25 protein-coding genes are annotated in these 23,384 nt (G+C 73.1%); 13 read left to right on the plus strand and 12 right to left on the minus strand.

The window, feature by feature from the left end:
* Positions 1–119 precede the first annotated feature (119 nt).
* The 10 genes from AC068A_RS00005 to AC068A_RS00050 all read right to left on the minus strand — a co-directional run bounded on the left by AC068A_RS00005 (position 120) and on the right by AC068A_RS00050 (position 8,341).
* On the minus strand, positions 120–1,145 hold the full coding sequence (locus AC068A_RS00005) for a phytase (RefSeq protein ID WP_478578398.1): 1,026 nt from the start codon (positions 1,143–1,145) through the stop codon (positions 120–122).
* 196 nt (positions 1,146–1,341) lie between these two features.
* The gene (locus tag AC068A_RS00010) at positions 1,342–2,751 is read right to left on the minus strand and encodes a HAMP domain-containing sensor histidine kinase (RefSeq protein WP_478578401.1); all 1,410 of its coding nucleotides are present in this window, start codon (positions 2,749–2,751) and stop codon (positions 1,342–1,344) included.
* Positions 2,748–3,479, minus strand: a complete 732-nt coding sequence (locus AC068A_RS00015; RefSeq protein ID WP_478578404.1) for a response regulator transcription factor — start codon at positions 3,477–3,479, stop codon at positions 2,748–2,750. The genes AC068A_RS00010 and AC068A_RS00015 overlap by 4 nt, the downstream gene beginning before the upstream one ends.
* A 9-nt stretch (positions 3,480–3,488) precedes the next feature.
* Complete coding sequence (locus AC068A_RS00020) at positions 3,489–4,112, minus strand: hypothetical protein (protein ID WP_478578407.1); 624 nt, start codon at positions 4,110–4,112, stop codon at positions 3,489–3,491.
* A 20-nt stretch (positions 4,113–4,132) separates the two neighbouring features.
* Positions 4,133–4,303 (minus strand): hypothetical protein, encoded by a 171-nt coding sequence (locus AC068A_RS00025; RefSeq protein WP_478578410.1) that lies wholly within the window; start codon positions 4,301–4,303, stop codon positions 4,133–4,135.
* Positions 4,300–5,070, minus strand: coding sequence for a thioredoxin family protein (locus tag AC068A_RS00030; RefSeq protein ID WP_478578413.1), 771 nt, complete (start codon positions 5,068–5,070; stop codon positions 4,300–4,302). Before AC068A_RS00030 ends, AC068A_RS00025 begins: the two co-directional genes overlap by 4 nt.
* A 300-nt stretch (positions 5,071–5,370) precedes the next feature.
* Complete coding sequence (locus AC068A_RS00035) at positions 5,371–5,934, minus strand: hypothetical protein (protein WP_478578416.1); 564 nt, start codon at positions 5,932–5,934, stop codon at positions 5,371–5,373.
* A gap of 194 nt (positions 5,935–6,128) precedes the next feature.
* A complete protein-coding gene (locus tag AC068A_RS00040) occupies positions 6,129–7,001 on the minus strand; it encodes a CAP domain-containing protein (RefSeq protein ID WP_478578420.1) in 873 nt (290 codons plus the stop codon).
* A gap of 187 nt (positions 7,002–7,188) precedes the next feature.
* Positions 7,189–7,620, minus strand: coding sequence for a VOC family protein (locus tag AC068A_RS00045; protein WP_478578423.1), 432 nt, complete (start codon positions 7,618–7,620; stop codon positions 7,189–7,191).
* 94 nt (positions 7,621–7,714) lie between these two features.
* Entirely contained in the window at positions 7,715–8,341 is a 627-nt protein-coding gene (locus tag AC068A_RS00050) for a TetR/AcrR family transcriptional regulator (RefSeq protein ID WP_478578426.1), read from the minus strand.
* Between the two features lie 71 nt (positions 8,342–8,412).
* Here AC068A_RS00050 and AC068A_RS00055 point away from each other — a divergent pair, with 71 nt between their 5' ends.
* From AC068A_RS00055 to AC068A_RS00090, 8 genes are all read left to right on the plus strand, one after another.
* Positions 8,413–9,429 (plus strand): saccharopine dehydrogenase NADP-binding domain-containing protein, encoded by a 1,017-nt coding sequence (locus AC068A_RS00055; protein WP_478578429.1) that lies wholly within the window; start codon positions 8,413–8,415, stop codon positions 9,427–9,429.
* A 118-nt stretch (positions 9,430–9,547) separates the two neighbouring features.
* The gene (locus AC068A_RS00060) at positions 9,548–10,057 is read left to right on the plus strand and encodes a DUF4396 domain-containing protein (RefSeq protein ID WP_478578432.1); all 510 of its coding nucleotides are present in this window, start codon (positions 9,548–9,550) and stop codon (positions 10,055–10,057) included.
* Between the two features lie 86 nt (positions 10,058–10,143).
* On the plus strand, positions 10,144–11,961 hold the full coding sequence (locus AC068A_RS00065; protein ID WP_478578435.1) for an ABC transporter ATP-binding protein: 1,818 nt from the start codon (positions 10,144–10,146) through the stop codon (positions 11,959–11,961).
* Positions 11,962–12,518: 557 nt separating this feature from the next.
* A complete protein-coding gene (locus tag AC068A_RS00070) occupies positions 12,519–12,863 on the plus strand; it encodes a DUF5132 domain-containing protein (RefSeq protein ID WP_478578438.1) in 345 nt (114 codons plus the stop codon).
* A gap of 821 nt (positions 12,864–13,684) precedes the next feature.
* Entirely contained in the window at positions 13,685–14,005 is a 321-nt protein-coding gene (locus tag AC068A_RS00075; protein WP_478579397.1) for a hypothetical protein, read from the plus strand.
* A complete protein-coding gene (locus tag AC068A_RS00080) occupies positions 14,002–14,238 on the plus strand; it encodes an MbtH family protein (RefSeq protein WP_478579366.1) in 237 nt (78 codons plus the stop codon). The genes AC068A_RS00075 and AC068A_RS00080 overlap by 4 nt, the downstream gene beginning before the upstream one ends.
* A 100-nt stretch (positions 14,239–14,338) precedes the next feature.
* Entirely contained in the window at positions 14,339–14,761 is a 423-nt protein-coding gene (locus tag AC068A_RS00085; RefSeq protein WP_478578441.1) for a hypothetical protein, read from the plus strand.
* A 308-nt stretch (positions 14,762–15,069) separates the two neighbouring features.
* Positions 15,070–16,896: a glycoside hydrolase family 15 protein gene (locus tag AC068A_RS00090; protein WP_478578444.1), complete on the plus strand. Its 1,827-nt coding sequence runs from the start codon at positions 15,070–15,072 to the stop codon at positions 16,894–16,896.
* A 16-nt stretch (positions 16,897–16,912) separates the two neighbouring features.
* Here AC068A_RS00090 and AC068A_RS00095 read toward each other — a convergent pair whose 3' ends face one another.
* Positions 16,913–17,542, minus strand: a complete 630-nt coding sequence (locus AC068A_RS00095) for an LSm family protein (protein WP_478578447.1) — start codon at positions 17,540–17,542, stop codon at positions 16,913–16,915.
* A 308-nt stretch (positions 17,543–17,850) separates the two neighbouring features.
* Between AC068A_RS00095 and AC068A_RS00100 the strand changes: the two genes are divergently transcribed.
* From AC068A_RS00100 to AC068A_RS00120, 5 genes are read left to right on the plus strand one after another with little or no spacing between them, the layout of a single operon-like run.
* Positions 17,851–19,497: a sensor histidine kinase gene (locus AC068A_RS00100; protein WP_478578449.1), complete on the plus strand. Its 1,647-nt coding sequence runs from the start codon at positions 17,851–17,853 to the stop codon at positions 19,495–19,497.
* Between the two features lie 17 nt (positions 19,498–19,514).
* Complete coding sequence (locus AC068A_RS00105; protein ID WP_478579369.1) at positions 19,515–19,901, plus strand: roadblock/LC7 domain-containing protein; 387 nt, start codon at positions 19,515–19,517, stop codon at positions 19,899–19,901.
* A complete protein-coding gene (locus tag AC068A_RS00110; protein ID WP_478578452.1) occupies positions 19,898–20,257 on the plus strand; it encodes a DUF742 domain-containing protein in 360 nt (119 codons plus the stop codon). The genes AC068A_RS00105 and AC068A_RS00110 overlap by 4 nt, the downstream gene beginning before the upstream one ends.
* Positions 20,238–20,885: a GTP-binding protein gene (locus tag AC068A_RS00115; RefSeq protein WP_478578455.1), complete on the plus strand. Its 648-nt coding sequence runs from the start codon at positions 20,238–20,240 to the stop codon at positions 20,883–20,885. Before AC068A_RS00110 ends, AC068A_RS00115 begins: the two co-directional genes overlap by 20 nt.
* Positions 20,882–22,252, plus strand: coding sequence for a cytochrome P450 (locus AC068A_RS00120; RefSeq protein WP_478578458.1), 1,371 nt, complete (start codon positions 20,882–20,884; stop codon positions 22,250–22,252). The genes AC068A_RS00115 and AC068A_RS00120 overlap by 4 nt, the downstream gene beginning before the upstream one ends.
* Positions 22,253–22,268: 16 nt before the next feature.
* Here the strand turns inward: AC068A_RS00120 and AC068A_RS00125 are convergent, their stop codons facing one another.
* Entirely contained in the window at positions 22,269–23,384 is a 1,116-nt protein-coding gene (locus AC068A_RS00125) for a terpene synthase family protein (RefSeq protein WP_478578461.1), read from the minus strand.

Consider the following 23,384-nt stretch of genomic DNA (forward strand, 5'->3'; position numbering starts at 1 on the left):
GTTGTTGCCACCCCCCCCCCCCCCCTCCCCCCCCCCCCCCCCCCCCCCCCCCCCCCCACCCCAATCTGTCCGCCGCTGTTTGTGCCCCCCCCTCTTGTTCCCCCCCCCGGTGCGGGGCGTCAGCCGAAGTTCGCCGTGATGCGCTGGAGCGGGACGAACTTGAAGTTCTGGTTGCCGCTCGTGCCGGGAGAGCCGTTGGAGCCGTCCTGGCAGACGAAGACGCCCTGCGGGAACGCCGGGCCGAGGTCGGCGGCGGTGGCGTCGATGCCGTCGGTGTCCTCGCAGTCGTCGGCGGCGCTGCCGTTCGCGACGGAGAACCGGCCCAGGTAGGCGTGGGTGGTGCGGTCGTAGACGGTGAAGTCGTTGCTGCCCTGGGAGGACACGTAGATACGGTTCCCGGCGGCGGTGATGCCTTCGGTGTCCGCGGTGATGTGGCCGCCCGACCCGGCGGAGTCGAGCTTGGTGCGGGCGGTGCCGGCGGTCGGCTCGGCGCCGTAGACCCAGACGCCGACGTCCTCCTCGCCGAGGTAGAGCTTGCCGGTGGTGTCGTCGGCGTAGCAGCCCTCGACGGCGGAGCCCGCGTCCCACAGGCGGACCGAGGTCGCGGTCACGGAGTTCCCGCTCACGGCCAGCTCCCACTGCTCGACGCGGCCGGAGGTGGAGTTGGGGAAGGCGTACAGCTTGCCCGAGGCCGGGGAGGAGTAGAGGCAGATGCCGTGCGCGGTGACCTCGGTCGGGACGTCCCGCAGCCGGGTCAGCTTCCGGGTGCCGGGGTCGATGCGGTAGATGTGCATGGCGCCGTTGCCGCCGGCGGCCTCGTCGTCCGCCGAGACGACGATGTTGCCGCGCAGGTCGACGTTGTTGCCGTAGTCGCCGGTGATCCGCTGGAGGCGTGCGCCGGTCATGTCGTAGACCTCCAGCGCGCCCTTCTTGTCCGTGCCGATGACCACGGACCTGGCCGGGTCGGTCGGGTGGACCCAGATCGCCGGGTCGTCGGCGGCGTCGCCGCTGTGCGGAACGGGGGCGGTCTCCACGGTCGCGGTGACGGAGACGCCGGCCGCGTGGGCGGGCGCGGAGGGTATGAGCAGTGCGGCGAGTACTGCGGCGGGGAGAGCCGCTCGGCGGGCGGAGACGGTGGACGACACCGGTTTCCCTTCCGGTCGGGGGGTGGACAGGGGGAGGTTAGGGATCCCCAACGAGCCCCGCGTGAACGGCACTTGAACCGGCGGTGAGGGCTGCGGCGGTCGCGAAGGGCCGGGCGCCCGGCGCAGCCGGTGGTTCGCCGCAGCCGGTGGTTCGCCGCAACGCCGGGTGCCCCGCAGCGCACCGGCCGCGGCCCGCCTACCGGGTGCGCGGCCGGGCCGGGCGGCGGCGGGAGATGCGGGACCTGCGTCCGGCGGACAGGGCCGGCGCGGCCAGCGCGAAGGTCACGGTGATGTGCGCCCCTCCCAGGGGGCTGCGGCCGATGCGCACCGACCCGCCCGCGGCGGTCGACGCCCGTTGCGCGATGTCCAGGCCCAGCCCGGTGGACCCGGTGCTGCTCCCGCGGGACAGCGCCCGCTCCGGTTCGGGGATGCCCGGTCCGCCGTCCTCCACGACCAGCTCCACGGCCTGGGCCGTGCGTACGACATGGACGCCGAACGGGCTCCCCGGCGCCGTGTGGCGGAAGATGTTGCCGATCAGCGCGTCCACCACGGCGGCGATGTCGTCGTCCGAGAGGCTGACGGCCGTGGGCTCCGGGGTGAGGTCGACGGAGCAGGACCGGTCCTGCTGCTCCGCCAGGACCGCCCAGAACGTGGTGCGGCGGCGGACCACATCGGCCACCTCGCAGCGGGGCCCGGACCCCTCCGGCGCGCCGCCGCCCGGCCGGCCCGACGGCGGTTCCGCGCCGAGCATGCCCTGGCCCATGGGGCCCACGGCGAGCGGGGTGCGCGCCGCGGCGATGATGGCCCGGAGCTCCGCCTCCAGTTCGCCGACCGCCGCCTCGACCCTGGCCGACTCCGGTGTGCCGGCCATGCGCTCCGAGGCCAGGTGCAGGGCGGTCAGCGGGGTGCGCAGCCGGTGGGACAGGTCGGCGACCAGTTCGCGTTCGACGGCGAGCAGCTCGGTCATCCGGTGGGCCATCGCGTTGAAGGCGACGCCCGCGTCCCGCAGTTCCTCGGGGCCCATGGGGTCCACGCGGGCGTCCAGATCGCCCTGGCCGAGCGCGCGCGAAGCCTGCGCGAGCCGCTTCGAGGACCGGACGACCTTCGCGCCGAGCCGGTCGGCGACCAGCACCGAACCGCCGATCAGCCCCACGGCGAGGAAGCACATCACCGCCCACGATTCCATCACCCCGCGGGTCAGCTCCTCCTCGGGAACGAAGTTCTCGATGACGGCGACCCGGTCACCGGGGAGCACCACCGGCTGAAGGCAGATCCAGCCGCCCGGAATCTCCCGGGAGATGGACTCCCGCCCCTTCTGCGCCCGTTCGAGCAGCGCCGCAGGGGCCTTGGAGCTGCCGAGCGGGCCGGAATCCGGCAGGTGGACGACCAGGCGCTCGGCCGCGTCCAGGCCTGCCGCGGACTCCCGCAGCGCGGACGGGTCCGTGGTCAGCGTGAGTACGGGCGCCAGGGCCGCGGCGCGCTGCTCGGCCGCGGTGACGCCCTGCTCCTTGACCAGCGACATCACCAGGGCGGCCAGCGGTATGAGGAAGGACAGCGCGACCATGGAGGTCACGGCGAGCGCCACTCCGGCCAGCGAGCGTCTCAACGCGGAGCCACCAGCTTGATGCCCACCCCGCGGACGGTCAGCAGGTACCGCGGGGCCGCCGCGCGTTCGCCGAGCTTGCGGCGCAGCGACGACAGGTGCACGTCGACGGTCTGGTCGTCCACGTACGGCTCGCGCCACACCTCCGTCAGCAGCAGGCGCTTGGAGACCACCTGGCCGGCGTGGCGGGCGAGGAAGGCCAGCAGGTCGAACTCGCGGCGGGTCAGGCGGAGCTCCCGGCCGGCCAGGTGCGCGGTGCGCGCGCCCGGATCCACCGTCAGCTCGCCCACGGTGGTGGCGCGCAGCGGTTCGGCCGCCGCCGCTGCCGCCACCGGTGCGCCCGCCGCCGCGGGACCGGCGGCCGGAACCTGGCCGGTGCGCCGCAGGACGGCGGACAGGCGGGCGATGAGCTGCCCTCCGGAGAAGGGCTTGACCAGGTAGTCGTCGGCACCCGCGTTGAGGAGGCTGATGATCTCCCGCTCGTCGTCGCGGGCGGTGGCCACCAGCACGGGCACAGAGGAAATGCCGCGGATCATGCGCAGGGCGTCTCCTCCGTCCAGATCGGGCAGTCCCAGGTCGAGGACCACCGCGTCGACGGGCGTCTGGGTGACCTCGCGCAGGGCGCCGAACCCGTCGGCCGCGCTGCGCACGGCGAACCCGTGTTCCGCCAGGACCTCTATCAGTGACTGGCGGATGCTGGGGTCGTCTTCCACGACCAGGACGCTGGGCATGGGGACACCTTAGGGGCTCGGCCGACCGGGGTTTCGCGCACCCTGGCGGGCATCGAACACCGGGCCGTCCGCGGTGATGTGCAGGCGTACGGGGTGGTCGGAGACCGGGATGGTGCAGCCGTCCCGCTCGCTGCAGCTCGCGTAGCCGAGCAGCACCGTCGCGTCCCCGTTCCCGTCGGCGCGGACGGGCAGCGTGGTGGTGACCGGGCCGTCCGGATAGACCGGGACCGGGGCGCCGACACCGGGCAGGCTGATCGACCGCACCTCCGCAGCCGCCGTCAACCTGCCCTCCGCCTTGAGGGCCCCGGTGACGGACACCGAGGTCGGCCGGCCCACGCCCTCGACGCCGTCGGCCGGCAGATCGGTGCTGTAGAGGTGGAAGCCCTTCTCCTCGGGGGTGAAGACCGCGGTGAGGGTGCCCTTCGAGGCGTGCCAGTCGGACACCGAGAGGGTGACGGTGACCCCCTTCTCGCTGAAGCTCGTCGTGGACGCGGACGCGGATGCGGGTGCCGCTGCCGAGGTGCCGGCGTCCGCCGCGTGCTGCTCGCCACACGCCGTCAGGGCCGCCAGGGACAGCAGGGCCGCCGCGATACGGGTCTTCCGGGCGTGCCCGGCCTGCGGGGAAACGTTCATGTGCGCCTCTGTGTCACGTGTCAAGGGATCGATCCGGTTCTCGGGCGGGCGGTCGCGGTGGGGAAGCGGACCCCGCCGTCCTGCGCGCCGGCGCTGCCCCCGTCGCCCCCGCTGTCCGTCAGGACGCCGACGAGGACGCAGCCGGCGGCGGCGGCGAGGCCGGCCGCCGCGGCCCGCACCGCTCGTGTCATGACGCCCACTGGCGGAGGAAGGCGCCCAGGCCCTCCGAGGTCAGGGGCGGGTTGCCCGTGACGTGGGTGTCGGTGCGCACCGTGCCGGACGGGGAGACGACGACCAGCACGGGCATCTTGTAGGTGCCGCCCGAGGGGCTGTACTTCTGCAGGAGCGCGGAGTTGGCGGAGTTGTTGCCGCCGATGTCCACCTTGACCATGTGGTACGAGGACCCGAGGATCGCCGAGGTCTGCGACTGGGCGAACACCTTGTCGGCGGCCTTGCAGTTGCCGCACCAGTTCGCGCCGAAGTCGAGCAGCACCATCCGCCCGTCCGCCTTGGCCGCGCGAAGCGCCGCGTCGATCTGCTTCTGGGAGTCGGCCGAACTGTCGTAGCCGGGGCCGGGAACCGCCGCCGGCGCGGGCGCGGCCGACGAACGGGTCGCCGGCTTGGCCGACGTCCGGGCGGGGGCGGCGGACCCGGTCCCGGCCTGCGGGGAACCGGCGGACGCGGAGGCGGATGCGGACGCGGACGCGGACGGCGAGGCGGAGGCGGACGGAGACGCCTCGGCGGATGCGCCGGCCGGCTCCGACGCGGAGGGGAGCGCCTCCGAGGACGGCCGGGCCGCGGTCGGCGCCGCGGATCCGACCGGCTGGGACGACGGCCCGCAGGCGGCGGTCAGCCCCGCCGCGATCACGGCTGCGGCGGCCAGCGGCAGGCGTATCCCCAGGGGCGCGGCGGAGCGGGACGGTGTCGTACGGCGGTCGGCGCGGACGGGTCGGAGCATGCGGGAACTCATGGCGAAGACACCCCAAGGCACGGTTCGGACTGCGGGACGGGCGCAACGCCCGCCGCTCGGCGGCACGGCGGCCCGCATGGTCCGCCGGGGAGTCGTGCCCCGGCGCCGAGGGCCGCTCGGCTGACGCGAGCATAGGACCGCCGGGGGCCGCCGTAACCGTCTCGGCGTGATCTTCAGCTTGCCCTAAGGAACAGCTCACCTTCCGCTTCGCCGGACCTCTGCCCATGACCGCCCACAGGTGGTGAACCCCGCGAAAGGGACCGGGACGGCCGAGCGGTGCGGATGGGTTCAGAACGAGGTTTCGCGGACGCTGGCCCGCGGCCCCGGGTCGATCGTCGCCGTGACGACCGACCGGTGGTCGTCGCTGGTGAACGTGACCGTGAGGGTGTCGTCCGCGGTCTGCGAGGTGGTGGCCTTGAATCCGCGGCTGGGGATCGCGGAGATCAGGCACACGCCCCGGCTCCCGTACCGCACGGTGACCTTGCCGCCCTGCGAGGGGACGGTGTGCAGTCCCACTCCGCCGTCCTCGCAGTCGACGTCCGGCTTCGTCGCGCTGGTGCGGGGGGTTCCCGACGCGGCCTTGGCGGGGCCGGCGCTCGCGGCCGAGGGGGAGGGCCGCTGCGTCGCCGAGGGGGAGGGGCTCGCGGATGCGCTCGGGGAGGGCGAGCCGGGCGAGGGCTCCTGCCCCGCCTGCCAGGCCGGCGGGGTCTCGATGACCGTCGGAGCGGACCGCGCGACCGGGGGCGTATGCCGGGTCGTACCGACCACGAACTGGACCGTGGCGAGCACGGCAGTCACGCTGGCGGCCGTGCACGACAGCCATATGAGCAGGTAACGCGGAAGTCGGGGCACGGCCCCATACTGGCCGACGCGCCGGCCGGCCCGTCACCGGCTCCCCCGAAACGCGCGGGGAGCCGCCCGAGCCCCGTGGAGCCGGCCAACGCCGACGTCCTCCGGCCCGCGAACGGGCCGGAGGACGTGGCGGAGGGGGTGTGGGGGGTGGATCAGGGGGGAGGGCGGGGGGTTCGGGGGGTCGGGGGTGTCCGTTACCTCGGAGCGCCGAAGTTCTGCGTCCACCAGGGGCCGCCGTCGCCCTTGTGGACTCCTATGCCGATCTCCTTGAAGGCGCAGTTGAGTATGTTGGCCCGGTGGCCGGCGCTGTTCATCCACGCCTTCATGACCGCGTCGGCGTCGGCCTGGCCGCGGGCTATGTTCTCGCCCAGGTTGGACCACTTGTAACCGGCGGCCTCCACCCGGCTGGTCATGGTGGAACCGTCCGGTCCGGTGTGCGACATGACGCCGGCGCGGGCCATGGTGTCGCTGTACCCCCGTGCGGCGGCGCTCAGCTTGGCGTTCGTGCTCAGGGGGCCGCAACCGGCGGCGGACCGCTCCTTGTTGACGAGGGCGAGGACCGCGGACTCGGCGTCGGCGTTCACGGTGCCACCGGAGCTCCCGGACCCGCCGGACCCGCTGGAGCCGCCGGATCCGCCCGAACCTCCGGAGCCGCCGCCCGTGCCCGAAGCGGGCTTGCTCGCGGGCTTGCTGCCCTGGTTCGCCGCCGACTTGGCCGCCGTGCCCTCCTCCCCCGCGGGGCTGGAGGGGGTGGCGGATCCCGAGGCGCCGGCCTCGGGCGACCCGGACGGACTCGGGCTCGCCGAGGCCGTGGCCTCGGGAGTGGGGGCGGCGGTGGTCGGGGTGGCGGCCGCCGACCCGTCGGCGGTACCCGCCGCGGACGTCTTGCCGGCGGCCCCGCCGGCCCGCTGGTCCACGCGGGCGTCACCGTCGGAGTCGGCCACGGCGACCCCGACCGCCACCGCCGCGGCCGCCGCGGTGACGGACAGGACGATGCGGGTGCGCGCCGTCTTCCTCCGCCGGGCCTCGACGCGGGACGGGGTTCCGGTGGTTCGGCTGCGGCTCATGCCGGTAACACCTCACTAGGGCAGGGGGAGCGGAACTCCGTCCGAGCCTAGGGCGGTGACCAGCGGAAAAAGCCGTCTGGAGGGGTTCTTCAGGTTCCCTTAAGGAAGCCCGAAGGGTCGACTCAGGAACGAGCCGGGCAAACCTGCCGATTCGGAACTCGCGGCAGGTGCAAAGGGGTTGGTGTTGCTACGCGTTGAAGTCGGGGAGGACGAGGGAGCCGTCCTCGGCGAGCGTGAAGCCGGGGTTGTGGGCGATCTCCCAGGCATGGCCGTCGGGGTCGGTGAAGACGCCCGAGTAGAAGCCGATCGCGTTGACGGCGGCGGGCCGGGTGACCGTGCCGCCGGCCCGCGCGGCGGCCTCGAGGACGGCATCGACCTCGGCGTCCGAACGCACGTTGTGGGCCAGGGCGATGCCGCCGAAGCCGGTCGGCGGGGCGTCGGAGAGACCGCAGTCGGCGGCCAGTTTCCCGCGGTCCCACAGCACCAGGGCCAGGCCGCCCGCCTGGTGGAAGACCGTCTCCTGGACCTCGGTGCCGCGCCAACCGAGGGCCGAGTAGAAGCTCTTGGCGCGGGCGAGGTCCGCCACACCCAGGGTGATCAGGCTGATCCGCTGTTCCATGCAGCAACCGTAGCGGCCGGGCGCGGCCGGGTACGGCAGGCGGGCAAGCGGGCCGGTGGACGGGCGGGGCGCCGGCGCCGGGTTCGGGTACGGCTCAGGGCAGGAGCTGGCGTACGAGGGCGTCTGCGGCCCACTCCTCCCAGCGGGCGGGGGGCCAGCCGCGCCGGGTGACGAGCAGGTCGTAGGTTTCCGGGCCGAGCACGGTCAGCGCGATGTCTGCCGCCGCCGCGCTGTCGTGGCCGTGCCGCAGGGACCCGCCGGCCTTCGCGTGCAGTGCCTGCGCGAAGCGGAGCTGGACGGCGTGGCGCTGTTCGTGGTTCAGCCGCCACAGTTCGGCGAGTTCCGGATCGGCGGTCGCGGCTCCCCGTACGACCTCCAGGACCGGTGCGGCCCGCTCCAGGATGCGCCGGGCACCCGCGGCCTGGAGGGCGAGCTGGGCGGCGGGGCCGGGCGCGTCGAGGACCTCGCGGGCCCAGGGGCGGTCGAGGGTGGCGACCGGGTCCGCGTCACCGGCGACGGCCGTGTCCAGCAGCTCCTTCAGCAGTGCCCGCTTGCTGCCGAAGGTGAAGTACACGGTCTGCACACCGACTTCCGCGGTGCGGGCGATGTCCTCGACGGTGGTCCCGGTCCAGCCCTTCTCGGCGAACAGCCGGGCGGCGGCGTCGAGCATCCGCTGCCGGGTGCGGCGGGCCTTCTCCGCGCGGGTCAGGGGTGCGGCCACCGGTTCTCCCTCGGGTCGGTCGGTACCGGGCTCTTTGACTGTAGTGAGACTACAGTGTAATTCACTGGAGTATGACTACAGTGAAATGGGATCGCATCCTGGTGGTCGGCGGCTACGGCGCCGTGGGCGCGACGGTGGCCGGCGCGCTTGCCGACCGGTTCCCCGGGCGGGTCGTCGTCGCGGGACGCGACGGGGCGCGGGCGCAGCGGCTCGGCGGCGTCCGCGTCGACGTCACCGATCCGGCCGGCTTCCGGCGGACGCTCGACGGCCTCGGCGACGTGGCGGCGGTCGTGATGTGTGTGGAACCGCCCGACGCCGGGGTCGCGCACGCCTGCCTCGAGCGCGGCGTCCACCTGGTCGACATCGGCGCCACCCGGCGGCTGCTCGACGGCGTGGCGGAGCTGGACGGCGTGGCGGCGGCCGGCGGGGCCACGGCCGTGCTCAGCGTCGGGGTCGCCCCCGGGCTGACCAACCTCCTCGCCCGCCGGGCGTACGAGGCCGTCGGCGGCGCGGAGCGCATCGACCTGACGGTGCTCCTGGGCGCCGGCGAGCGGCACGGCGCCGACGCGGTCCGCTGGACGGTCGAGCACCTGGCCGAGCCCGCGACCGCCCGCCCGCTGCGGGTCGAGCTGCCCGGATACGGCCGGCGCACCGCGTACCCCTTCCCCTTCTCCGACCAGTACACGCTGCCCCGCACGCTCGGAACCGCGCAGGTGACCACCCGGCTGTGCCTGGACTCCAGGCCGCTGACCTCCACACTCTTCGCGCTGCGGCGGGCCGCCCGCCGCCCGGCGGTGCGGCAGGCCCTGACCGCCGCCTTCCGCAGGGTCCACGCCGGGGGCGACGGCTTCGCCGTACGGGCCGACGCCCGGCGCGGCGACCTCCACGCGGCCTACGCGCTCACCGGGCGGGCGCAGAGCCGTGTCACCGGACTGGTCGCGGCGTACGTCACCGGGGAGCTGCTCACCGGCTCCCTGCCCGCCGGGGTCCACCACATCGAGCAGCTTCCGGCCCTGGCCCGTCTCCCGGAGGTGCTGGCGGAGCACGGAGTCGCCCTCCGGCGCCTGGACGGGCCGCCGGAAGGGTGAGGGCGGGCGTCCCCGGCCTGTGCCGCACCCTGGAGGAATACCCCTAGGGGGTATATGGTTTCCGGGTGTGGGGCACAGGGCACGGGCCTTGTGCCGGACGGAAACGGGGTTGAGGGCCATGGGCCAGAGCGCACACCACCAGCACTCCGCCGCACAGGAGGGCGCCGCCCGTGCAGCGCACGCGGGCCACGGCGGCGCCTCGTGGGGGACGGCCGCGAAGGCGACCCTGCACTGCCTGACCGGGTGCGCCATCGGCGAGATCCTCGGCATGGTCATCGGCACCGCCCTGCTCTGGGGCAATGCCGCGACGATGGTCCTGGCGATCACCCTCGCGTTCCTCTTCGGCTACTCGTTCACCCTGTTCGCGGTCCGCCGGGCCGGCCTGGACCTCAAGTCCGCGATCAAGGTGGCGCTGGCCGCCGACACCGTGTCGATCGCCATCATGGAGCTGGTCGACAACGGGATCATCGCCCTGGTGCCGGGCGCGATGGACGCCCACCTGGACGAGGGGCTGTTCTGGGGCGCACTGCTGGGCGGCTTCGTCGTCGCGTTCCTGGTCACCACCCCGGTCAACAAGTGGATGATCGGCCGCGGCAAGGGCCACGCCGTCGTCCACGCCTACCACTGACGGCCGGAAAAAACGCTTGGACGGCGCGGGCGGCCCTGCGGGACACTGCGGATCCTGTCCTGCCGGTCCAACAGCACAGGGTTGCGATGGGATCGCCTGAAACACCCGAAAGTCCACCGCGCAGGGGCTCGGTGCTCCTCGCGCTCCGTTACTACTTAAGGGAGCTGGCCAGGCTCCGCCGGCTGACCGCGCCGGCGATGCTGCTCCCCGCACTCGGCAACATCGGGATCAACTACATTGCGCCGCTGATCGTCGCCAAGCTCGTCGGCCGGATGGCCGGAGGCGGCAACACCGGCATCGGCGCGATGCTGCCCTACGTCCTCGGCTTCGGCGGCGTCCTGCTGCTCGCCGAGGCGCTGTGGCGCATCGGCCTGCACTGCCTCAACCGCCTCGACGCCCTCGGCATCGAGCAGCTGTACGTGATCGGGATGGACGAGCTGTTCGCCAAGGACGCCGCGTTCTTCCACGACAACTTCGCCGGATCGCTGACGAAGCGGGTCCTCAGCTTCGCCTCCCGCTTCGAGGAGTTCGTCGACACCCTGACCTTCTCGGTCATGGGCAGCTTCGTACCGCTGGTCTTTGCCTCCGTCGTGCTGTGGTTCTACGAACCGCTGCTCGTCGTGGGGCTCCTGGTGATGATCGCCGTGACGGCGCTGTGCGTGGCGCCGCTGATCCGACGCCGCCAGGCCCTCGTCGACGAGCGCGAGGAGGCCATCGCCCGGGTGTCCGGCCACGTCGCCGACAGCCTGATGAACATGGACACGGTCCGGGCGTTCGCCGCCGAGGAGCGCGAGGCCGCCGAGCACCGGTCGCGGGTGGCGGAGTCCAGGCGGCTCATGCTCCGTTCGTGGGACTACGGCAACCTGCGCATCGACACGCTGGTCGCGCCCATGTCCGTACTGACCAACGCACTGGGCCTGCTGGTCGCCGTCGCGCTCGGCGCGGGGGAGCACGGGGTCGAGGCGGTCATCGTCGCCTTCGCCTACTACTCCAGCGCCACCCGGATCATGTTCGAGTTCAACCAGATCTACCGCCGCCTGGAGAGTTCGATGACGGAGGCCGCACAGTTCACCGAACTGCTGCTGACCCCGCCGACCGTGCTCGACCCGGCGTCGCCGGAGCCGCTTCGGCCCCGGGCGTCCGCCGATGTGCGCTTCGAGCGGGTGACCTTCGCCCACGGGGGAGGGAAGCCGCTGTTCCAGGGCCTCGACCTGGACGTGGCCGGCGGGGCGAAGATCGGCCTCGTCGGCCGGTCCGGCGGGGGCAAGACCACCCTCACGCGGCTGCTGCTGCGGATGACGGACATCGACGCCGGCCGGATCCTGATCGGCGGCCAGGACATCAGCCGGCTGTGCCAGGCCGACCTGCGCAGCCTGATCGCCTACGTGCCGCAGGACCCGGCGATGTTCCACCGCACACTGCGGGACAACATCGCGTTCGCCCGGCCGGACGCCACCGACGCCGAGATCCGCCGCGCCGCCGGGGCGGCACACGTCACCGAGTTCGCCGACGCCCTCCCCAACGGCTTCGACACCATGGTCGGCGAACGCGGCGTCAAACTGTCCGGCGGGCAACGCCAGCGGGTCGCCCTCGCCAGGGCGATCCTGCGCGACGCACCGATCCTGCTGCTCGACGAGGCCACCAGCGCCCTGGACTCCGAGAGCGAGATCCTCGTCCAGGAGGCGCTGTGGCGGCTCATGGACGGGCGGACGGCGCTCGTCGTGGCGCACCGGCTGAGCACGGTGGCCAGCATGGACCGGCTCGTCGTACTCGACCGCGGACGCATCGTCGAGCAGGGCACGCACGACGAACTCCTCGCCTCGGACGGCGCCTACGCCCGCCTGTGGCAGCACCAGTCCGGCGGCTTCCTCCACGACACCACCACCCGAGACAACGTCCTCTGACCCCATCCCCCCCACGCCCGCACCCCCCACGCCCGCACCGCCACGCCCGCACCCCGCGATGCGCGCGGGGTGCGGGTTCACCCGTGTGGTGACGGGGGCGCGTCTTCGGGAATGCACTCGGGCGAGAGGCGAATACGCGCCGACACCGTCCGTGCGATGTCTGGGGAGAGGTCGCGGCGGATCCCGGGATTCCGGGGGCGGTGGGGAGGGGCTTCCCGCGTTTCGATCGGCATTGCTGGCGCAAAGCAATCGGTCCTTCCTGCCCCTCGTTACTCTTCCGGGTGACGGTGTACGAGCGTCGCGTTTCGCTGCCGCTAACCTGAGGGGGCTTCGCAAAGGCCAGGGTCGGGAAACACCGCCCCGCGGCCGGCAGACCGGTCGTTGCGGCACAACCACCGACCGGTGTGCGCATCGTTTTGGCTGTCCTCGTCGCTGTCGATTACCAGCGGTCCGCGTGTTGCCGCGGTCCCGGCAATTCCCACCGTTCGGCGTTCCCGCCGAAGACCCCCGCTCCGTTCAACGACGCTCGTCCATCCAACGAAGAGAGGCAGGGGACCATGCCGCCTGTCGTTCCCCCGTTCCTGATCGGACTCATCGCCGCACCTCTGGCCAAGCGGATCGCCAAACCGCTGGTGCGCGGCATCGTGAAGACCTCCGTCGGGCTGGTGCTGGAGGTGAAGCGGGCAGCTCACGACGCCACCGAGAGCCTCCAGGACCTCGCGGCCGAGGTGGCCGCCGAGGTGGCCGCCCCGCAGGTGGCCTCCGAATCGGACGAACAAGCGGATCCGGCCCCGCAGAAGGACGGGCGGGGCCCGGAGCCGGGCAAGTCCGCGTCGACGGACGTGCCCGGGGGCCAGCAGGCCAAGGGGCGCGGACCCTCCGCCGCACCCGCCAAGGCGTGACGCCCCTCCTGCTTTCGGCCGCCGCGCCACCCGGTCGCCCTTGCGGAAAAGGGCATGGAGACAACCCTCAGGAACGGGGGAGAAATGACACTGCGGGTGGGACCTGCGGCCATTCGACAGCCTCTCCGGCTGCCGGCGGACACGTACGCATACGCGTTGACGATGTGCTCCGCCCTTCCCGGCAGGCAACGCCGGAAGATTCCGGAGCCGGCCGGGAAACGGCACCCGGCCGAGGTCCTCCGGGAAGCGCTGGAAAGCGTTTCCCGGATCAGGTCCGCGCGTGCGAACCAGGTGACGGGTGCGGTTCTCGTTCTGTACGCCGAGAATCCCGGCCCGGCCGATGTGGAAGGTGTGCTTTCGGCAATCATCCGGTGCGCGGAGAATCCGGGCCGGTCTCCTGCACCCTCGTCCGGTACCCCCGAAGGGGCCGCACCGCAATCCGGCGGCTCCGCCGGCGGGCGCCTTCCGGGTGCCGCTCTCGGCCTGGCCAGCGCCTCCGCACAGCTGGGGTTCCTGGCGGCGGGCGCCGCCACGGCCTGCGCCACCGCCGACTACGCCGTCTCCAGCAGACCCGGGTCGCGGTGCTCATGGAACGCTCCGCGGACCTGGTCGCCGCCCTGATGGCTTCCTGACCCGCACCGGTGCACCCGGCACCGTCTGCCGCCCCGGGCAGCCGGCGTACGTGATGTACACCTCCGGCACCACCGGGCACCCCAAGGGCGTCGCCGTCACCCACGCCGACGTGACCGGGCCGACCCTGGCCGACTGCTGGTCCGGCCCTGGCCGACTGCTGGTCCGGCGGCGCCCACGAACGGGTGCCCATGCACTCGCCGACGGCCTTCGACGCCTCCACCTACGAGCTGCGGGTACCGCTGCCGGGCGGCGGCCGGATCGCCGTCGCCGAGCACGGCGCGACCGGACTGCAGCTGACCGCAGGCCTGTTCCGGCTCCTCGCGGAGGAGGAGCCGGGCGGGCTCAAGGGCGTGGACGAGGTGTGGACGGGCGGCGACGTCACCCGCACCGTGCCGATCGGCCGGCCCCTGCCCGGCATGCGGGCGTACGTGCTCGACGAGCGCCTGCGCCCGGCCCCCGGCCACCACCCGAGCAGCCCCTACCACGACCACGAGGAGAATCCGTCATGAACAGCAACCCCTTCGAGGACGAGGACGCCACCTACCTGGTGCTCGTCAACAACGAGGCCCAGTACTCCCTGTGGCCCTCCTTCGCCGACGTGCCCGCCGGCTGGACCGTCGCCCACCCGGAGGACAGCCGCGCCGCCTGCCTGGAGTACATCGAGCGGACCTGGACCGACATGCGGCCCAAGAGCCTCATCGAGGCGATGGGCGGCCCGAGCGGGGAGCCGGCGGCTTCGTGACCACCGCCACCGGCAGCGGCGTGCCCGGCACCCCGGGCCACGCCGCACCCCCGCGCCGGTGGCAGCGCGGTGCCGGCGCCCCGGGGGCATCACGGCGGACATGCCGACCGAGGCCTTCCGCCGCGACCCCGACCCGCTCTACGCCCGCATGCGCCGACGCCCTCTACCGCTTCTTCGACGGCAGCGCCTGGAACTGGCCGATCCGGCTGGGCCACCACCTCTTCTCCGCGATGCCGACGACGGCGCCGACGCCGAGCAGGCGGCGGGGGAGTGGGAGGCGTGTCTGGCCGAGACGCCCCGTAAGACGGCCCCGCACCACGCACCACGCACACAGAAAGCACCGCTGATGGAGACGACCCTGTACTCGGCCGAACTCGTCGAAGAGGACGGCACCTACACGCTCGTGGTCACGGACCGGCTCCGGGACACCGTGCAGATCGCCACCCTGCCCAAGCGGGCCGTGGACAAGCTCCCGTACTTCCTCTCCCTGCTGAACTCCCGGCAGTTCAGCGCGATCCGCTAGCGGGGGTGGGGGTGGGGGCGGGGTCGGCGACACCACCGCGCAGCTGATCACCAACAGCCTCGCGGCCCTTGTCACCCACCCGGACCAGCTGCGGCTCCTGTGCGAGCAGCCGGGCCTGCTGTCCGGAGCCGTCAACGAGTGCGTCTGAGACCGGGCGCCCCCGCAACCGGACGCCCCCGCAACCCGCACCGGAGCCCGGTCCCGCACGACACGCGGCCCGGGCTCCGGCACCGGGTGCCCGCCGCCGCCCGCGGCCTTAGCGTTGAGGCGGGGAGGGGAGGACGGGATGCGCCGGCGAAGGGACTCGTATGCGCCGATATCCGCCGATCGGGGACCACGGGCTGATCGGGGACCTGCGGACGGCCGCGCTGGTCTCCTCCGACGGGGTCCTCGACTGGTTCTGTGCCCCGCGCTTCGACTCGCCCAGCCTGTTCGCGTCGCTCCTGGACCACGATCGCGGCGGGCACTTCGCCATCGCCGCCGACGCCCCCGGGGCCGTCACCCGCCAGCTCTACCTGGCGGACACGGCCATCCTCGTCACCCGTTTCATGACCGAGGAGGGGGTCGGCGAGGTCATCGACTTCATGCCGCTGGGCGAGGCCGAGGCCCCCGGCGACCGGCACCGGATCATCCGGATCATGCGGGTCACCCGCGGCACCGTCCGCTTCCTGCTGGACTGCCGGCCCGCCTTCGACTACGGGCGGGAGGAGCACGGCCTGGCCCTGGCCGCGGACACCGCCCACTTCACCACCCCGGGCCTCACCGCCTTCCTCCAGGCCGGGAGCCTGCTGCGGCTCACCGCGGACGGGGCGGGCGTACGGGGGGAGGCCGTCCTCCGGACGGGCGACACCACCGCGGCCGTCCTGACGGTGTGCCACGACCCGGGGGCCGGGGTGCCGGAGCCGCCCACCACGGCGGGGCTGCGCCGGGCGTTCCTCGCCACGTACGGCTACTGGCACCGCTGGATGCGGCGCAGCCGCTACCGGGGCCGCTGGCAGCAGATGGTCAACCGGTCCGCGATCACCCTGAAGCTCATGACGTACGCCCCGACGGGCGCGCCCGTGGCCGCGGTCACCACGGGCCTGCCGGAGCGGGTCGGCGGCGAGCGGAACTGGGACTACCGCTACACCTGGGTGCGGGACGCGTCCCTGTCCGTGAAGGCGCTGGTCGACCTGGGGCTGGAGGAGGAGGCGGAGGCGTTCCGGCGCTGGCTCGGCGCGCGCGTGCAGCACGGCCGGACGGTGACCGGCGAGCCGCTGCAGATCATGTACCGGGTGGACGGCGACCCGCACCTCGACGAGGAGGTCCTCGACCACTTCGAGGGGTACCGCGGATCGTTCCCGGTGCGGGTCGGCAACGGCGCGGCCGGGCAACTCCAGCTCGACATCTACGGCGAGGCCGTCTACGCCCTGAGCCACGGCGCCGACCTGGCCCAGCTGGCCGGGTACGACGGCTGGGTGAAACTCAGCGGGCTCCTCGACTGGCTGGCCGGCCACTGGGACCGGCCCGACGAGGGCATCTGGGAGACCCGGGGCGGCCGCCGCGACTTCACCTACAGCCGGCTGATGTGCTGGACGGCCTTCGACCGGGGCATCCGGCTGGCCACCGAACTGGCCCGGCCGGCCGACGTGGCCGGCTGGACCGCGGCGCGGGACGCGGTGTTCCAGCAGATCATCGACCGCGGGTACAGCACCGCCCGGCAGGCGTTCGTCCAGCACCTCGACGGGCACGTGCTGGACGCCTCGCTGCTGCTGATGCCGACGGTCGGCTTCCTGTCCCCGAAGGACCGCCGATGGCTGTCGACCCTGGACGCCATCGAGGCGGACCTGGTCTCCGACAGCCTGGTGCACCGCTATGACCCCGGGCTGTCCCCGGACGGACTCGCCGGCGACGAGGGCACGTTCTCCCTGTGCACCTTCCTGTACGTCAGTGCCCTCGCCCGGGCCGGGCGGCTCGACATGGCCCGCTACGCCTTCGACAAGATGCTGACGTATGCCAACCACGTCGGGCTGTTCGCCGAGGAGATCGGCCCGACCGGCGAGCAACTGGGCAACTTCCCACAGGCGTTCACCCACCTGGCGCTCATCACGGCGGCGCTGGCCCTCGACGGGGAACTGGACCGTGCCGAGCGCTGAGGCCGGGCCGCAGTGATCAGCGGTGGTAGGCGGCCGCCGCCGCGAAGGGCGCCGCGTTGGCGGCGGGCGCGGCCAGGACCGCGACCCACGAGCCGTCGGTGAACTCGATGTCCACCCGGCCCTTCTGGAGCATGCCCTTCGGGTTGGCGCGCAGCGCGGACACCGCCGCCCGAGGGGCCTCCCAGTACTGCTTCATCGTGGGCGTCGACCGCCACAGCGGGGAGACGTCGGTCAGTGCGATCCAGCGGCGGTCGGTGACGGCGAGGACGCCCTCGACCGAACCGCGGGCGCCGGCCCGGCTGATGAGGAAGTGTCCGGCCGCGCTCTGCCAGCCGCCCTCCATGCTCTTGCCGTGCATCATCCGGGAGCCGAGGTTGTCCACCGCGTCCGGCATCCGGTCGACGGCGTTCGCGGCGGCGGCCGGCCTGGAGTGCCGGGGGTCGAGCTGAGTGGCCGCCATCAGCCGGCGCAGCGGGCCCGGGATCCGGTCCTCGATGCGCTGGGTGAGCGCCGAGGGCTCCGCCGGGGGGATCAGGTCTTCGGGCGGCGACGGCACGCCCGGGCCGAGTTCGTAGCCGCATGCGGCGATCAGCCGCTCGCCCTGGTGCAAGAAGTTCTGGGCGTGTTCGCGCGCCTGACGGTTCAACGCGTGCGCTCCTGTTCCATTTCCGTGGTTCGGTCCGTTAATGGGTGCCGGACTGGGGATGATCTTGCCCGGTCAAGGGCCATTGTCCCTGGGGGGAAGGGTTTGCTCCGCACTGGGTGGGACTGCGAACCGGACGGGCGTGCGAACCCCTTCGGACCGGCTCACAAACGGGATTCGGCCAGAACTGGAGCCCCCAACACGCCTGCTGTGTCCAGAACGTGACCTGCTGTCAAGACCGGTGTTCAAAGCCGCTAAGATTCCGGGCCGTTGTCATATGATCATTCGCTTTCGATCGTTTGAGGGTTCTGATGGTTCGCGTGGGATCGTCGCCCGGAAGTCCAGGGCCCACCTCACCCGCCGTATGGGCACTGCCTGCCCTGGCGACCGCCGCTGCCACGGTCGTGGCCCTGGTGCTGGTGTCCGCACCCGCCCGCACTGCCGTGGCCTGGGTCGGTGCCGTCGCCTGTGTCGTGGTCGCCCTGGCCTGCGGTGAGGCCGCCCGCCGCGGCAAGGCCGTGGCCGCCCTGCGGGCCGTGGCCGCCGCCCAGGAGGCGGCGCTCGCCCGGCAGCAGGCGGAGACCGTACGGCTGGCCCAGGAGCTGCTGCCCGATGTCGTGGAGCGGCTGCGCAGGGGCGAGTTCCCCGAGGAGGTGCTCACCTCCCTGGAGGAGCCCGGCACCCACGGGCCCGGCCTGACCCCCGAGTTCAGGGCCGCCCACCAGGCGGTGCTCCGTTCCGTGCTCGACGCCGTCGTCGCCGAGGAGGACCTGCGCGACTCCGCGCAGCGCGCCTTCGTCAACATCGCCCGACGAGTTCAGGCCATTGTGCACCAGCAGGCCCAGGAACTCCGGGAGATGGAGGACCGGCACGGCCGCAGCCCCGACGTCTTCGGCGACCTGCTGCGCCTGGACCACGGCACGGCGCTCATCGGCCGCCTCGCCGACTCCATCGCCGTCCTCGGCGGTGCCCGCCCCGGCCGCCAGTGGTCCAAGGCGGTCCCGCTCTACAGTGTGCTCCGCGGCGCCATGTCGCGGATCATGGACTACCAGCGCGTCGAGCTCCACTCGGTCTCCCAGGTGGCCGTGGTCGGCCCGGCCGTCGAACCGCTCATCCACGCACTGGCCGAGCTCCTCGACAACGCCACCCGCTACTCGCCGCCGCAGACCAAGGTCCACCTGACCGCGGTCGACGTGAACTCGGGCATCGCCGTCGAGATCGAGGACGGCGGCGTGAGCATGAGCGAGGAGGCCCGCAAGCGGGCCGAGCGCATGCTCCGCCAGGCACAGGAGGGCATCGACCTCACCGACCTCGGCGAGACGCCCCGCCTGGGCCTCGCGGTCGTCGGCCGGCTGTCGCAGGCGTACGACTTCCAGGTCTCCCTGCGCTCGTCGGCGTACGGCGGTGTGCGCGCCGTCCTGGTGATCCCGCAGGAACTGATCACCACGGCCGCGTCCGCGACCGGCGTCGCGCACGGCATCGGCACCTCCTCCGGCCCCCGGGCGGCCCTGCCGCAGGGGTCCGGCCCGGCCGGCGCACTCGACCCGGCGGGCACACCGGCTGCCGCAGGCGCGCCGGCCGCACCCGCTGCACGGACCCGGCCGGTCACCGGCCCGCGGCACCCGCTGGAGGCCGACGAGGTGCCCGTGGTGACGGAGCGGTCCGCCACCGGCCTCCCGCAGCGCCGCCGCCGGACCCGTGTGACCGGGCCTGACCTGCCCGGCACCGGAACCGGCACCGACCCGGTCATCGAGGCGGCGGCGGCCGCCGCCGCCCGCGCCGGAGCCGCACCGGCGGCCGAACCGGAGCCGGAGGTACAGCCCGGCATGTGGCTGGCCGCCTTCCAGGGCGGCCTGACCGGAGAGACCAGCAGCAGGACCGTCGCCGGCCGCAGCGGCGCAGCAAGCCAGAACACAGACGCCTCGCCGAGCCCGGCGAGCAAGGGGGAACAGCCGTGAGTCAGCAGCAGAGCAACATGGACTGGATGCTCAAGGACCTGGCCGAGAGCGTTCCGCAGACCCGGCACGTCATCGTCCTGTCCGCCGACGGCCTGCGCATGGCGCAGTACGGAGCGGCGACCGACACCGCCGACCGGCTCGCCGCCGCCTGCGCCGGGCTGCAGAGCCTCGCCGGCGCCGTCGCCGCCGAACTGCCGCACAGCAGCGGCCGGATGCGGCTCGTCGTCATCGAGATGGACGGCGGGTTCTTCTACCTGATGGCGGCCGGCGCCGGCGCCTACCTCGCCGTCCTGGCGGACGAGGGCGTCGACGCCGGCCTGATGGGACAGCGGATGCGCGACCTCGTCGCCCGGATCGGAGAGCACCTCAGCAGCCCGCCGCGGCGCGACGGGCAGCCCGCGTGAACAACCCGGGCCGGGACTGGGAGGACGGCACGCCCGAGCGGCTCTACGTGATCACCGGCGGGCGCAGCGGGGCGGACACACCCGCCCCGCTGGACCTGGTCACGCTGATCATCGCCAGGTCGGGGCCCAAGCCCGGGATGCAGCCGGAGCACACGGCCATCATGAGGCTGTGCCAGTCACCGCTCTCGGTGGCCGAGGTGTCCGCGTACCTCGGCCTGCCGGTGAGCGTGGTCACCGTGCTCCTCGGCGACCTGATCACCGGCGGCCATGTGCTGTCCCGCCCGCCCGTCGCCCCCGCCAAACTCCCCGACCTGGCACTGATTGAGGCAGTCATCGATGGACTTCGAAAGCTCTGAGCCGTCCGCGGCACCCCACCACGGACACCTCCGGGCCGGCCCGCGGCGCGAGGACGCGCTCCCCGCCACGGCCGCCGCCGCGGTCAAGGTGGTGATCGTGGGCGGCTTCGGGGTCGGCAAGACGACCCTGGTCGGCTCCGTGAGCGAGATCCGGCCGCTGACCACCGAGGAGACGATGACCCAGGCCGGGGTCGGCGTCGACGACACCGCCGGGGTGGAGCGCAAGACCTCCACCACCGTGGCCATGGACTTCGGCCGCATCAGCATCAACGAGGAGCTGGTGCTCTACCTGTTCGGCACCCCCGGCCAGGAGCGCTTCTGGTTCCTGTGGCGGGGCCTGTTCGAGGGCGCTCTCGGCGCGGTGGTCCTCGTCGACACCCGCCGGCTGGAGGTCAGCTTCGACGTGATCGGCCGGCTCGAGGAGCGCGGCGTGCCGTTCGTCGTCGCCGTCAACTCCTTCCCCGACGCGCCCGAGCACCCCCTCCAGGACGTGCGCGCCGCCCTCGACCTGCCCGATTCCGTACCGCTCGTCGTCTGCGACGCCCGGCGCCGCGACTCCAGCCGTGACGTCCTGATGACGCTCATGCGCTACCTGCACTCCCTCGCCGTGACCCCGGAGGCCTTGTGAGCACCCCCTCGTCGTCCGACCCCGCCGCCCCGCCGCCGGGCTGCCCGGCGCACCGGCTCTACGGCCCCGAGGCGGAAGCCGACCCGACGGCCCTGTACGAGAAGCTGCGCGCCGAGTACGGCTCCGTCGCCCCGGTGCTGGTCCAGGGCGACCTGCCCGCCTGGCTCGTCCTCGGCCACCGCGAGAACCTCGACGTGGCCCGCACCCCCTCCCGCTTCTCCCGCGACCCGCGCCGCTGGCGGGACATGCAGGACGGCAAGGTCCCGCCGGAGCACCCGCTGACCCCGATGACCGCCTGGCAGCCGGTGTGCCACCTGGTCGAAGGGCCCGAGCACGAGCGGCTGCGCGGCGCGGTCACCGACTCGCTGGAGCGCTTCGACCGGCGCGGCATCCGCCGCTACGTGACGCGCTTCGCCAACCAGCTGGTCGACGGGTTCGTGCAGACGGGCCGGGCCGACCTCGTCTCGGACTTCGCCGAACCGCTGCCGATGCTGGTGATGACGCAGCTCGTCGGCATGCCCGAGTCCTACGGTCCGCGCCTCGTGGAGGCCGCCCGTGACATGATCAAGGGCACTGAGACCGCCGTCGCGAGCAACAAGTACGTCACCGAGACCCTCGAGCAGCTGGTCGACCGCAAACGGGTCGTCCCCGGCCGGGACTTCACCTCCTGGCTGCTGGAGCACCGCACGCACCTCACCGACGAGGAGATCGTCGAGCACCTGCGGCTCGTACTGATCGCCGCCTTCGAGTCGACGGCCAACCTGATCGCGAACACGCTGCGCGTGGTCCTGACCGACCGCCGCTTCCGGGCGAACCTGTCCGGCGGCCACATGACCCTGCCGGACGCCCTGGAGCAGGTCCTCTGGGACGACCCGCCCTTCATGACGATCCTGGGACGCTGGGCCACCGGGGACACCGAGCTCGGCGGAACGCCGATCAAGGCCGGGGACATGCTGCTGCTGGGCCTGGGCCCCGGCAACGTGGACCCCGATATCCGCCCCGACCTCACGGTGCCCGTCCACGGCAACCGCTCGCACCTGGCCTTCAGCAGCGGGCCGCACGAGTGCCCGGGACAGGACATCGGCCGCGCCATTGCCGACACCGGGATCGACACCCTCCTCGCGCGCCTGCCCGACCTGGAACTGGCAGTGTCGCAGGGCGAGTTGCAGTGGAAGTCCTCGCTGATGTCGCGCCACCTGATCGAGCTGCCCGTCGCCTTCTCCCCGCACGGGGCCACGGTCACCGGCTCCAACCCGGTACCCGCACGCGTACCCGCTCCGGCGCCCGTGCGCATGGCCGCACCCGCGGCGGCGGAGCGGCCGGCCAGCCGGGCCTCCTGGTGGGCCCGGCTGACCCGGCGGGCGTGAGCCGCTCCGTCCGGGGTCACCCGTCGAGCTGCTGCCACCACCCGGCGAGAGTCGGTACCGGCAGCGGCTCGACGCTCGGGTCCGAGGGCGCGTCGCTGTACACGACGTCGTACGAAGCCCCTTCGACCGGGAGGACGTTCCGGTTGCGGGGGCTCGTGTACCGGGGCGCCCGGTTGTGGTATTCGGCATCGCCGGCGATCCAGTGCTCCAGCGACCGCAGGTACCGCAGGAGCTCCGCGTCGGCGCCGCACGCCACATGGTCGCGGAGCCTGGTGAACAGCCCGACCACGCGGTCCCTGAGGGCCACCGCCTCCGCCAGCGCCTGCGCCGGCGGGCAACCGCGCTCCTGTGCCAGGACGTTGACCAGGTTCTCCTCCAGGGACTCCTGGTGGTCGTCCTTGTTGTACGAGAAGAAGTCGTTGTCACATCCGACGATGAAGCCGGCCGCGTCGGTCAGGGCCTGGACCGGTGCCGAGTACAGGACCGCCGGCGGCAGTTCGATCCCGTTGGCGGCATCGCACCACGTGAGGGTGAAACGGGTGCCGTTCACCGCCATCCGCATCGCGGCGAATTCGTTCAGCGAGGGCATGAGGCCCCGCTCCTCGTATCCGGTCTGCCAGGCCGAGCCGAACACCCAGTCCTGGATTCCCTGGACGAAACGGTTCAGCTGGGCCGGGGTGAGCATTTCGTGGGTGCGGACGGCCAGATCCTCCAGGGCCGCCGTGAACGGCCCGGGGGCCAGGAGGCCGGACCCCGGGGCCTTCACGGACCGTACGAGCCGCGCGCCGTGGTCGGCCACGACGGCCGTGCGGGACAGCCCGGAATCGGAGCCGGAGTCCTGCCAGTCGTCGATGGCGAAGGCCCAGTAGTTCCACTGGGCGAACAGCAGCATCGTCTCCACGTCGCCGTACGGGATGATCCGGGCGGTGAACTCCGCGCTGCGCGTGGCGAGGCCCCAGGCGCGTTCGGTGTCGTCGGCGTACAGGTGGTGCCCGTCGAGCCACGCCACGGCGCGCTCTTCCAGTTCGGCGGCCTTCGGATGGATCAGGCCCTGTTCGAAAGGGCAGTAGAGCGGCGGCAGTTGCCAGCCGATGCGGGAGGGGGCGGAGTCCTCCGCGTACGAGGGGGGCAC

It is taken from the genome of Streptomyces sp. NPDC043854, from assembly GCF_056436005.1.

What these genes read in the sequence shown, in the direction of transcription:
- AC068A_RS00015 (WP_478578404.1), bottom strand. Translation starts at nt 3,479, where the DNA reads ATGCCCAGCGTCCTGGTCGTGGAAGACGACCCCAGCATCCGCCAGTCA.
- AC068A_RS00020 (WP_478578407.1), bottom strand. Translation starts at nt 4,112, where the DNA reads ATGAACGTTTCCCCGCAGGCCGGGCACGCCCGGAAGACCCGTATCGCG.
- AC068A_RS00025 (WP_478578410.1), bottom strand. Translation starts at nt 4,303, where the DNA reads ATGACACGAGCGGTGCGGGCCGCGGCGGCCGGCCTCGCCGCCGCCGCC.
- AC068A_RS00030 (WP_478578413.1), bottom strand. Translation starts at nt 5,070, where the DNA reads ATGCTCCGACCCGTCCGCGCCGACCGCCGTACGACACCGTCCCGCTCC.
- AC068A_RS00040 (WP_478578420.1), bottom strand. Translation starts at nt 7,001, where the DNA reads ATGAGCCGCAGCCGAACCACCGGAACCCCGTCCCGCGTCGAGGCCCGG.
- AC068A_RS00045 (WP_478578423.1), bottom strand. Translation starts at nt 7,620, where the DNA reads ATGGAACAGCGGATCAGCCTGATCACCCTGGGTGTGGCGGACCTCGCC.
- AC068A_RS00055 (WP_478578429.1), top strand. Translation starts at nt 8,413, where the DNA reads ATGACTACAGTGAAATGGGATCGCATCCTGGTGGTCGGCGGCTACGGC.
- AC068A_RS00060 (WP_478578432.1), top strand. Translation starts at nt 9,548, where the DNA reads ATGGGCCAGAGCGCACACCACCAGCACTCCGCCGCACAGGAGGGCGCC.
- AC068A_RS00065 (WP_478578435.1), top strand. Translation starts at nt 10,144, where the DNA reads ATGGGATCGCCTGAAACACCCGAAAGTCCACCGCGCAGGGGCTCGGTG.
- AC068A_RS00070 (WP_478578438.1), top strand. Translation starts at nt 12,519, where the DNA reads ATGCCGCCTGTCGTTCCCCCGTTCCTGATCGGACTCATCGCCGCACCT.
- AC068A_RS00075 (WP_478579397.1), top strand. Translation starts at nt 13,685, where the DNA reads ATGCACTCGCCGACGGCCTTCGACGCCTCCACCTACGAGCTGCGGGTA.
- AC068A_RS00080 (WP_478579366.1), top strand. Translation starts at nt 14,002, where the DNA reads ATGAACAGCAACCCCTTCGAGGACGAGGACGCCACCTACCTGGTGCTC.
- AC068A_RS00085 (WP_478578441.1), top strand. Translation starts at nt 14,339, where the DNA reads ATGCCGACCGAGGCCTTCCGCCGCGACCCCGACCCGCTCTACGCCCGC.
- AC068A_RS00090 (WP_478578444.1), top strand. Translation starts at nt 15,070, where the DNA reads ATGCGCCGATATCCGCCGATCGGGGACCACGGGCTGATCGGGGACCTG.
- AC068A_RS00100 (WP_478578449.1), top strand. Translation starts at nt 17,851, where the DNA reads ATGGTTCGCGTGGGATCGTCGCCCGGAAGTCCAGGGCCCACCTCACCC.
- AC068A_RS00105 (WP_478579369.1), top strand. Translation starts at nt 19,515, where the DNA reads ATGGACTGGATGCTCAAGGACCTGGCCGAGAGCGTTCCGCAGACCCGG.
- AC068A_RS00115 (WP_478578455.1), top strand. Translation starts at nt 20,238, where the DNA reads ATGGACTTCGAAAGCTCTGAGCCGTCCGCGGCACCCCACCACGGACAC.